At 72.5% G+C, this 8,862-nt stretch carries 10 protein-coding genes; 2 read left to right on the forward strand and 8 right to left on the reverse strand.

Features of this window, described 5'->3' with window-relative positions; all coding sequences use genetic code 11:
• The 6 genes from FLV34_RS25580 to FLV34_RS25605 all read right to left on the reverse strand — a co-directional run bounded on the left by FLV34_RS25580 (window position 1) and on the right by FLV34_RS25605 (window position 4,805).
• Window positions 1-762 (reverse strand): ABC transporter ATP-binding protein, encoded by a 762-nt coding sequence (locus FLV34_RS25580; RefSeq protein ID WP_142649701.1) that lies wholly within the window; start codon window positions 760-762, stop codon window positions 1-3.
• Window positions 759-1,637, reverse strand: coding sequence for an ABC transporter permease (locus FLV34_RS25585; RefSeq protein ID WP_142649702.1), 879 nt, complete (start codon window positions 1,635-1,637; stop codon window positions 759-761). The genes FLV34_RS25580 and FLV34_RS25585 overlap by 4 nt, the downstream gene beginning before the upstream one ends.
• Window positions 1,634-3,046: an ABC transporter substrate-binding protein gene (locus tag FLV34_RS25590; protein ID WP_142649703.1), complete on the reverse strand. Its 1,413-nt coding sequence runs from the start codon at window positions 3,044-3,046 to the stop codon at window positions 1,634-1,636. Before FLV34_RS25590 ends, FLV34_RS25585 begins: the two co-directional genes overlap by 4 nt.
• 13 nt (window positions 3,047-3,059) lie before the next feature.
• Window positions 3,060-3,287 carry a 4Fe-4S dicluster domain-containing protein gene (locus tag FLV34_RS25595; protein ID WP_079312946.1) on the reverse strand — a complete coding sequence of 76 codons (228 nt, stop codon included), beginning with the start codon at window positions 3,285-3,287 and terminating at the stop codon, window positions 3,060-3,062.
• Window positions 3,271-4,020, reverse strand: a complete 750-nt coding sequence (locus FLV34_RS25600; protein ID WP_147944290.1) for a GntR family transcriptional regulator — start codon at window positions 4,018-4,020, stop codon at window positions 3,271-3,273. The genes FLV34_RS25595 and FLV34_RS25600 overlap by 17 nt, the downstream gene beginning before the upstream one ends.
• 209 nt (window positions 4,021-4,229) lie before the next feature.
• Window positions 4,230-4,805, reverse strand: coding sequence for a TetR/AcrR family transcriptional regulator (locus tag FLV34_RS25605; RefSeq protein ID WP_142649704.1), 576 nt, complete (start codon window positions 4,803-4,805; stop codon window positions 4,230-4,232).
• Between the two features lie 110 nt (window positions 4,806-4,915).
• Here FLV34_RS25605 and FLV34_RS41760 point away from each other — a divergent pair, with 110 nt between their 5' ends.
• Together FLV34_RS41760 and FLV34_RS25610 are read left to right on the forward strand one after the other, a co-directional pair.
• Window positions 4,916-5,182, forward strand: a complete 267-nt coding sequence (locus FLV34_RS41760; RefSeq protein ID WP_222709621.1) for a hypothetical protein — start codon at window positions 4,916-4,918, stop codon at window positions 5,180-5,182.
• The gene (locus FLV34_RS25610) at window positions 5,116-7,116 is read left to right on the forward strand and encodes a glycoside hydrolase family 3 C-terminal domain-containing protein (protein WP_222709622.1); all 2,001 of its coding nucleotides are present in this window, start codon (window positions 5,116-5,118) and stop codon (window positions 7,114-7,116) included. Before FLV34_RS41760 ends, FLV34_RS25610 begins: the two co-directional genes overlap by 67 nt.
• Before the next feature lie 54 nt (window positions 7,117-7,170).
• Here FLV34_RS25610 and FLV34_RS25615 read toward each other — a convergent pair whose 3' ends face one another.
• Complete coding sequence (locus FLV34_RS25615; protein WP_147944291.1) at window positions 7,171-7,329, reverse strand: RICIN domain-containing protein; 159 nt, start codon at window positions 7,327-7,329, stop codon at window positions 7,171-7,173.
• Window positions 7,330-7,440: 111 nt separating this feature from the next.
• Complete coding sequence (locus tag FLV34_RS25620) at window positions 7,441-8,625, reverse strand: thiolase family protein (protein ID WP_261985898.1); 1,185 nt, start codon at window positions 8,623-8,625, stop codon at window positions 7,441-7,443.
• Between the last annotated feature and the right edge of the window lie 237 nt (window positions 8,626-8,862).

The raw sequence follows: 8,862 nt of genomic DNA on the forward strand, positions 1-8,862 counted from the left end.
TCACAGCTCCTCGATGATGCGGGCACGCAGCCCGGCGCGGTCGATGTCGGGGGTGCGCGGGTGCGGCACGCTCAGGACGGTCGCGATGTCGCCGTGTCCTTCTCGACGCCCGAGCACGACGACCCGGTCGGCGAGCAGCAGCGCCTCGTCCACGTCGTGGGTGACGAAGACGACCGTGGCGAGCGTGTCGCGGAGCACGTCGAGCAGCAGGCGCTGCATCCCGGCCCGGGTCTGCGCGTCGAGCGCGCCGAAGGGCTCGTCCATGAGCACCGCGCGCGGTGCGCCCGCCAGCGACCGGGCGAGCTGCACCCGCTGCCGCATGCCGCCGGACAGTTCCCGGGGCAGCCGGTCCTCGCAGCCGGCGAGGCCGACGCGGGCGATCCAGCTCTCGGCGGCCGCCCTGCGCTCCCGCCTCGGCACGCCGCGGATGCGCAGCGGCAGCTCGACGTTGCGCAGGACCGTGCGCCAGGGCAGCAGCGCGTCGTCCTGGAAGACCATGGCGCGGTCGGACGAGGGCCCGGTGACCTCCACGCCCTCGGCCAGGACCCGCCCCGCGCGCGGCGCCAGCAGGCCGGCGATCGCGCGGAGCACGGTGGACTTGCCCGAACCGGACGGGCCGACGATCACCAGGACCTCGCCGGGGGCGATGTCGAGGCGCAGGTCCTCCAGCACGGCGTGCCGCCCGTAGCCGAGCGACACGCCCTCCAGCCGGATGGCGAGCCCGGCGTCCACGCGGGCGGCCTCCACGGTGGGAGCGCTCATCGGGCACCCCCTTCCCCGCGCGGCAGCCAGCGGGTGAGGCGCCGGCCGAGCAGTTCGATCGAGGCGGAGGCGACCCAGCCGAGCACGCCGATCGAGGCCATGCCGACGAGCACCGCCGGATAGTCGACCACCGTGTAGGCGTGCCAGGTGCGGTAGCCGACGCCGAACTCCCCGGAGATCATCTCGGCGGAGATCACGCAGATCCAGGCGACGCCCATGCCGACGGACAGCCCGCCGAAGACGCCCGGCAGCGTGCCCGGGAGCACGACGTTCCACAGCACGTGCACGCGCCCGCCGCCCATCGTGCGGACCGCGTCCTCCCACAGCGTCGGCAGTGCCCGTACGGCGTGCCGCGTGCTCACCATGATCGGGAAGAACGCGGCGGCGAACGTGATGAACACGATGCCCTGCTCGTCGGTCGGGAACACCAGGATCGCGATCGGGACGAGCGCGATCGCCGGGATCGGCCGGACGACCTCGATCGGCGGCAGCAGCAGGTCGCCGGCCCACCGGGACCGCGCGACCAGCACGCCCAGGGCGATGCCCACGACGGCCGCCAGCGCGAACCCGGTGAGGATGCGGATCAGGCTCTGGGCCAGGTCGAGGTAGTAGATCCCGGTGCCGAGCTGCCGGCCGAACTCCGCCGCGACCTCGGTGGGCGAGGGCAGCCGGTCGAACCGCAGCCCGACCCGGGCGTCCGTGGCCGTCAGCCACTGCCACACCGCGACGACGGCCGCCAGGGAGGCCAGCCTGACCGCCCACCCGCGCAGGCCGGCCGCCGTTCTCGTGCGGCCCGTTCCCGGCGGTGCGGCGTCCGCGCTTTCGACGGCGGGGGCGCCGGGGCCGAGCGTCGCGTCCAACGCCGGAGTGCTCATCGCGACGCGCCTCCCTCTGCCGCCTTCAGCGCCTCGTCGTAGCCGACGATCTCGGCCTTGGGGTGCTCCTTCACGTACGCCTGCGCGCCGTCGTGGGTGGTGAACGGCGTGAACCGCTCGTCGTCGCCCGCCGAGGGGTCGCGCACCCAGACCGACTTGTCCGCGAACCAGTGCGTTCCGGTGGCCGCGTCGGGCACGTACGCGGCCCGCACGGTCTTGCCCGCGGAGACGGCGGCGGCGATCTGGCGCAGCAGGCAGGTGGGGGTGGCCGCGGGGTGGAGCCGGTCCTCCCCGGCGAGCCAGAGCTCGCCCGCCTTCGCCGGGTCGCTCACGGCGGTCCCGCAGGCCTCGTCGGTCCCGGTGATCTTCGCCGGGTTGGCGGTGCTCGCCGTGTCGGCGTCGTAGGACGCGCCGTACGCCTTCCTGATGTAGGAGTCGTTGGCGAACTTCGTCACGTCGACGTCGGTGAAGTCGGTACCGATGATCTTCAGGTACTTCTCGTCGTGCTGCAGGGCGGAAAGCAGCTGCGGCTTCACGGTCACGTCGAACGACGCGATGCCGTCGCGGCCGTTGTAGAGATAGACCACCTCGGGCGGCAGCCCGGTGGCCTTGGCGACCGCCTCGGCCGCCTCCACCGGGTGCTCGTGGAGGTAGTTCGTCGCGTCGATCTGGGCCTGGAGGAAGGCCTGGAGCACGTCGGGGTGCTCCTTCGCGTAGGCCTGCCGTACGACGACGCCGTGGAACGTCGGCACGCCGAGCGCCGAGCCGTCGTAGACGAGCCGGGCCTGGTCCTGGAAGACGAGCAGGCCCGGCCAGGCCACGAACTGGGCGTATCCCTGCACGTTGCCCGACTGCAGCGCGGACGCGCCGACCGGCGGCTGCTGGTTGACGACCTCGACGTCCGTCGCGGGGTCGAGCCCGGCCTGCTCCAGCGCTTGGACGAGCGTGCCGTGCCCGGCCGACCCGGAGCTGGCCGAGACCTTCTTCCCCTTGAGGTCGGCCAGCGTCTCCACGCCGGACGAGGGGGGCACGACGACCGCGTTCAGCCCGCCCCGCAGGTTGTAGCCGGTCACCGAGACGAGCTCGGTGCGCGCGCCGTCCACGCCCTGGGTGCGCGAGGCGTTGATGAGGAGCGGGTAGTCGCCCATCGACCCGATGTCGATCTTCCCGGCCACCATCTTGGCGGTGATCGGGGCGCCGGTGTCGTAGTCCTGCCACTCGACGCGATATTTGTCGCCGAGGCGCTTTTCGAGGTAGCCGAGGTCGCGCAGCAGCGTTCCTGCCGTCACCGTGTTGATGGTCTTCGACTGATATCCGACGACCACCGTCTGCCGGCCGTCGTCGGCGCCGGCGGACACGGAGCACCCGGCCGCGGCCAGCAGCGCCACGGCGGCGAAGATCTTACGCATAGGGGGTGTCCTTCTATCGAAGCAGGTAGGGGATGTTCACCGTGACCGCGTCCGCGGGGCACCGGTCGGCGCAGGGGCCGCAATACCAGCACTCGTCCACGTGCATGTACGCCTTGCCGCTGACCTCGTGGATGGCCAGCGAGTCGAGCGGGCACACGTCCACGCACAACGTGCAGCCCTCGATGCACAGCGACTCGTCGATCGTGACGGGCACGTCGACGCGGCTATTGACCAGGGTCATCGGTGTTCCTCCAGAGATGGCCACGCATGGTGAGGCGGTCGCCGCGGAACCTGACGAACTCCAGGTCGACCGGGCGGCCGTCGGACAGGTGGGTGAGGCGCTCGACCATCAGCAGCGCCGCGCCGCGCGGCGCGTCGAGCACGGCCGCGGTGTGGGGGTCGGCGTTCACGGCCTCGATCGTCAGCTCCGCCACGCCGAGCGGCTGACCCGCGATGCGTTCCAGCAGCACGAACACGTCGTTGTGCACGAGATCGGCGTCGAAGAGCGGCTCCCCCACCTCGCGGACGAGGTAGGTCAGGTCGAGCGAGAGCGGCAGCCCGTTGAGCCTGCGCAGCCGCTCCACATAGACGACGGACTCGCCGGGCGGCAGGCCGAGCCGCCCGCGTACGGCGGCGGGGGGCGGGATCAGCCCCATCGCGCGGACCTCGTTGGTGACCTCGCCGTGCTCCCTGAGGGTCTCGGCGAGGCCGAGCAGCCGGTGCAGGCCGTGGGGGTACTTCTCCGCGGCCACCGTGGTGCCGACTCCCGGGCACCGCTCGATGAGGCCCTCGTCACGCAGCAGGTCGAGGGCGTCCCTGATCGTGTTGCGCGAGGTCCCGAACTCCCGTGCGAGGGCCGACTCCAGCGGCGGGTGCCCCCCGCCGAAACCGCCGTGCACGACCTCCCGCCGCAGCAGGTCGGCGACCTGGCGGGCCCTGTCCGCCCGGCGCCGTCTCGCGTCCGCCAACTCCATGGAGCCAAAGGCTACTCTCCAGGTAGGAATATCTGGATGACGGCGGGATTACGCCACTCAGGAGGGTCGGCAAACGTCGCTGATCTGCGATTTTCCGGCGATGGGGCCGACAACCGCCACCCGCAGGCGACCTCGGACGGCGGCCCGGGCAGCGCCCTCGGACGGCGACCTCGGACGGCGACCTCGGACGGCGACCTCGGACGGCGACCTCAGACGGCGAAGAAGCGGTCGGCGAACGCCTCCCACTGGGCGAGGAAGTCGATGCCGTCGTCACGCAGCCAGTTGAGCTGCAGCCCGTCGAGGAAGGCGAGCAGGTCCACGGCGGCCGCCTCCGGATGGGGATGCCAGGCCAGCAGGTAGCGCTCCAGCATGGCCCGGCCCTCGCGGAGCCGCGTACGGAAATAGGCGTGCGCGGGGTGCGCGGGGTCCAGCGCCTCGGCCGACAGCACGGTGTAGAGCTGCACGAGCGAGCGCTGGGCGAGGTTGCGCCGGACGAATCCCGACATGACGGCACGGGCGGTGGCCGCGTCGGGCGCCGGTTCCAGTGCCCCGGCCACGGTGGTGAGGTCGAGCGTGTCCCGGCGTTCGAGCACCGCGATGAGCAGTTCCTCGCGGGAGCGGAAGTGGTGCAGCAGCCCCGCCTTGGTCATGCCGCAGGCCGCGGCGAACGCCTCAAGGGTCACGCCCTTGAACCCGGAGGCCGCGATCAGCTCGGTGGCCGCCTTGAGGATCTCCTCTCGGCGTTCGGCGAGCGGCAGCCGGCGCCGTCCCGGCGAGGGGGTCATGCCGTCCAGGCTCCTCGGAGGCGGGGGTTGATTTCGATCACGATACCAGCCTAGGTTATCTACCGTTTGGTAGATAGCGCTGTCGCGCCTGTTCAGAGAGTTGTGTGCGCATGTCGACGCCCTCTTCTCCGACCCCCTTCTCCGCCGCCGTCGCCGCAGTGCGCGACGGCCGCCCCTTGGACGAGGCGGTCGACGAGCTGCTGTCGCAGCTGACCCGGGAAGAACGCCTGTGGCTGCTGGACGGAGACCTGCCGTTCTGGCCGGGCATGGCCGACATGCTGACCAACGGATACAACCTCACCCCATCCCGATGGGCCGGATCGAGCGGCTGGGCATCCCCGGCCTGCTGTTCTCCGACGGCCCGCGCGGCGTCGTGATGGGCAAGTCGACCGCGTTCCCGGTCTCCATGGCCCGCGGCGCGACCTGGGACGTGGCGCTGGAGGAGCGCGTCGGCACCGTCATCGGGCGTGAGCTGCGCGCCCAGGGCGCCAACTTCTTCGGCGGCGTGTGCGTCAACCTGCCCCGCCACCCCGCCTGGGGCCGGGCCCAGGAGACGTACGGCGAGGACCCCGTCCTGCTGGGCGAGTTCGGCGCGGCGCTGACCCGGGGGGTGCAGCGCAACGCCATGGCCGTCGTCAAGCACTACGCGCTCAACAGCATGGAGAACGCCCGCTTCAAGGTGGACGTCACCGCCGACGAGGCGGCCCTGCACGAGGTCTACCTGGCGCACTTCCGCAGGATCGTGGAAGAGGGCGTGTCGGGCGTCATGACCGCCTACAACTCGGTCAACGGCGAGTGGGCCGGGCAGAACGAGCACCTGATGGAGGGCGTGCTCCGCGGCATGTGGGGCTTCGAGGGCGTCACCGTCTCCGACTTCATCTGGGGCCTGCGCGACGCCGCCGCCTCGCTGCGCGCCGGTCTGGACGTGGAGGAGCCCTTCCGCCAGCAGCGCGGCGAGCACCTGCCCGCCGACCTGGAGGCGGGCCGGGCGCGCTGGGACGACGTCGACCGGGCGGCCCGCCGCGTCCTGCGCACCCAGGTGCGCCACTACGCCTCCCTCGCCGAGCCCGAGCCCTCGCTCGACGTGGTGTTCAGCCCCGAGCACCGCGCGCTGGCACGCGAGGTCGCCGCCCGCGGCATGGTGCTGCTCAAGAACGACCCGGTCGGCGATGCGCCCGTGCTCCCCCTGCGGCGGGACGCCCTCGCCTCCCTGGCGGTCGTCGGGCGCCTGGCGGACATGCCCAACACCGGCGACAACGGCTCCTCCGACGTACGCGCCCCGGAGGTGATCACCGCGCTGCGGGGGCTGACCGAGGCGCTCCCCGGGGTGCGGATCACCCATGTCGCCGACGACGACCCGGCCGCTGCCGCCGCCGCTGCCGGGCAGGCCGACGTCGCCGTCGTCGTCGCCGGATACACGGCCGCCGACGAGGGCGAGTGGGTAGGCGGCGACGTGCTGACCGATCCCGAGCTGCTGGCGTTGTTCCCGCCCCCCGGCGACGACCCGGCGGGACAGTCGTTCGCTGCCTTCATGGCCGAACCCGGCGCGGTCGACTCCATCAGCGGGGGAAGCGCGGGCGGCGACCGCGCGAGCCTGCGGCTCCGGCCCGTCGACGCCGAGATCATCCGGGCCGTGGCGGCGGCCAACCCGCGCACCGTCGTGGTGATCGTCACCGCCGGGGCCGTCATCACCGAGGAGTGGCGCGACGCCGTGCCGGCCGTGCTGGTCTCCTGGTATTCCGGCTGCGAGGGCGGCCGGGCCCTGGCCGACGTGCTGCTCGGCGACGTCGACGCCGCCGGGCGGCTGCCGTACTCGATCCCGGTCACCGAGGAGCACCTGCCGCACTTCGACCGCGACGCCACCGCCATCACGTACGACAAGTGGTTCGGCCAGCGGCTGCTGGACCGGGACGGCCACGCGCCGGCCTTCCCGCTCGGGTTCGGGCTGTCCTACACCAGCTTCGCCCTCACCGACCTCGCCGTCAGCGCGTCCGGCGGCGACTCCCTCACGGGCACCGTGACCGTGACCAACACCGGCTCGCGCGCGGGCCGCCACGTCGTGCAGCTCTACGGGCGGCCCACCGGGATCGACGCGACCGCCGACGACTTCCCCACCCGGGTGCTGCTCGGTTTCGCCACCGTCGAGCTCCCGGCCGGCGCGTCGGCCCGGGTCACCGTGCCCGCATCGACCCGGCCGCTGCTGAGGTGGACGCCCAGCGGCTTCGTCCCGGCCGCCCCGACGGCCGTGATCGAGGCGGCCTCCTACGCGGGCGACCCCGGCGCCGTCACCGCCGAGCTCACACTCGCCTGACGAAACGGGCGGGGCCGGCCGTCCCCCGGCCCCGTCCATCCCGCCGTACGGGACTCATACATGGGCGCGGGTCCACTGCTGGTTGGTGCCGCCGCCGCAGGTGTCCGAGGTGATGTCGGCGTTGTTCGCGGTCGACACGTTGACCACGTCCACGACCTTTCCGCTGTGCCGGGCCGTGATCCGGTAGTACCGAGAGGCGCCGTCGCCCGATATGACGCCGCTCGCGGTGTCGACCCGCCCGCCCCAGGCGCCGGCCCAGCGGTCGCCCCCCGGATCGGGCGTTCACGCTCTCGTGGCACCCGCGAAACGACGGGCGAGGACTCGTCAGACCCGGCGGAAGAGCGCGGCCAGGGCCTGGCCGCCACCGATGCACATGGTCACCACGCCCAGCTCCAGGTCGTGGCGCACCAGGTGCTTGGCTACCCGCAGGGTGAGGATCGCACCGGTGGCTCCGACCGGGTGCCCGAGCGCGATCGCCCCGCCGTACGGATTGGTCTTCTCTGGGTCCAGCCCGGCATCCCGGATCACCGCCACGGCCTGCGCGGCGAACGCCTCGTTCAGTTCCACCACGTCGATGTCGCCCGGCGTGGTGCCGGTCTGCTCGAACAACCTACGCAGCGCCAGGACGGGCGAGTACCCCATCAGCTCGGGTTCCATCGCCGCGGTCGCCACCGCCTCCAGACTGACCAGCCCGCGCAGGCCCCGCTTGGCGGCGACCGACTCACGCGCGAGCACCAGCGCCGCCGCACCGTCGTTGATGCCCGAGGCGTTCCCGGCGGTGACCGTGCCGCCCGCCTCGAACGCCGGGCGCAGCCGGGCCAAGCCCTCCAGGGTGGTGTCCGGACGCGGGTGCTCGTCGGTCTCAACCAATTGCGGCTTGCGCCCGCCGACCTCCACAGGGGTGATCTCCTCGGCGAACGCGGCCCTGGCCTGCTCGGTCGCGGCCCGGCGCTGCGACTCCAGCGCGAACTCGTCCTGCGCCTGCCGCGATACGTCGTACTTGCGGGCCACGGCCTCGGCAGTGCGGCCCATGTGGATGTTGTGGAACGGGTCGGTGAGCATCATGACGGTGCCGTCGACCAGTGTGCGGTCGCCCAGCCTGTAACCCGACCGGGCGCCGAAGTCGTAGAACGGCATCCGGCTCATCGACTCGTCACCACCTGCGACGGCGATGTCCACCCCGCCCCAGCGCATCTGCATCGCCGCCGACCAGACCGCCTGCAGGCCGCTGCCGCACAACCGGTTGACGGTGTACGCCGGAACGCGCTCCGGCAGGCCCGCGGCGAGCGCAACCCGGCGGGCGTTGTAGGCGTCCGGGCCCACCTGGCCGATGCAGCCCATCACCACCTCGTCCACGTCCGCGCCGTCCACGCCGGCACGCCGCAGCGCCTCCCGCGCGGCCACAGCGCCCAGCTCATGCGCGGGCACGTCCTTCAACACGCCCCCGAAGCTGCCGACCGGGGTCCTGGCCCCGTCGACCACCAGGGTCTTCTCCCGAACCTCCACCACAGACCTCTTCTCCTTCCCGCCGGCGGTGCGCCGAGGCGGCTCGTACGTCGTCGAATACGCGGCCGTCCGCACGCGGGGACGCCCGCCGAGTCGCGGTGAAACGGTCATGGGGTGTGCGCCTGCTCGCCCCTTACGGACTTGATGAGGAGCTGGGCGACGTCCACGACCTCCAGCGACTCCTTGGCCTGACCGGCGTTCTTCTTCTCGTTGATCGCGTCGCCGAGCATCACGAGGCAG

This window comes from Microbispora sp. CSR-4, assembly GCF_008033685.1.
GTDB lineage: Bacteria > Actinomycetota > Actinomycetes > Streptosporangiales > Streptosporangiaceae > Microbispora.

Coding starts and splice junctions, on each gene's coding strand:
- FLV34_RS25580 (WP_142649701.1), bottom strand. CDS start 762: ATGAGCGCTCCCACCGTGGAGGCCGCCCGCGTGGACGCCGGGCTCGCC.
- FLV34_RS25585 (WP_142649702.1), bottom strand. CDS start 1,637: ATGAGCACTCCGGCGTTGGACGCGACGCTCGGCCCCGGCGCCCCCGCC.
- FLV34_RS25590 (WP_142649703.1), bottom strand. CDS start 3,046: ATGCGTAAGATCTTCGCCGCCGTGGCGCTGCTGGCCGCGGCCGGGTGC.
- FLV34_RS25595 (WP_079312946.1), bottom strand. CDS start 3,287: ATGACCCTGGTCAATAGCCGCGTCGACGTGCCCGTCACGATCGACGAG.
- FLV34_RS25600 (WP_147944290.1), bottom strand. CDS start 4,020: ATGGAGTTGGCGGACGCGAGACGGCGCCGGGCGGACAGGGCCCGCCAG.
- FLV34_RS25605 (WP_142649704.1), bottom strand. CDS start 4,805: ATGACCCCCTCGCCGGGACGGCGCCGGCTGCCGCTCGCCGAACGCCGA.
- FLV34_RS41760 (WP_222709621.1), top strand. CDS start 4,916: ATGTCGACGCCCTCTTCTCCGACCCCCTTCTCCGCCGCCGTCGCCGCA.
- FLV34_RS25610 (WP_222709622.1), top strand. CDS start 5,116: ATGGGCCGGATCGAGCGGCTGGGCATCCCCGGCCTGCTGTTCTCCGAC.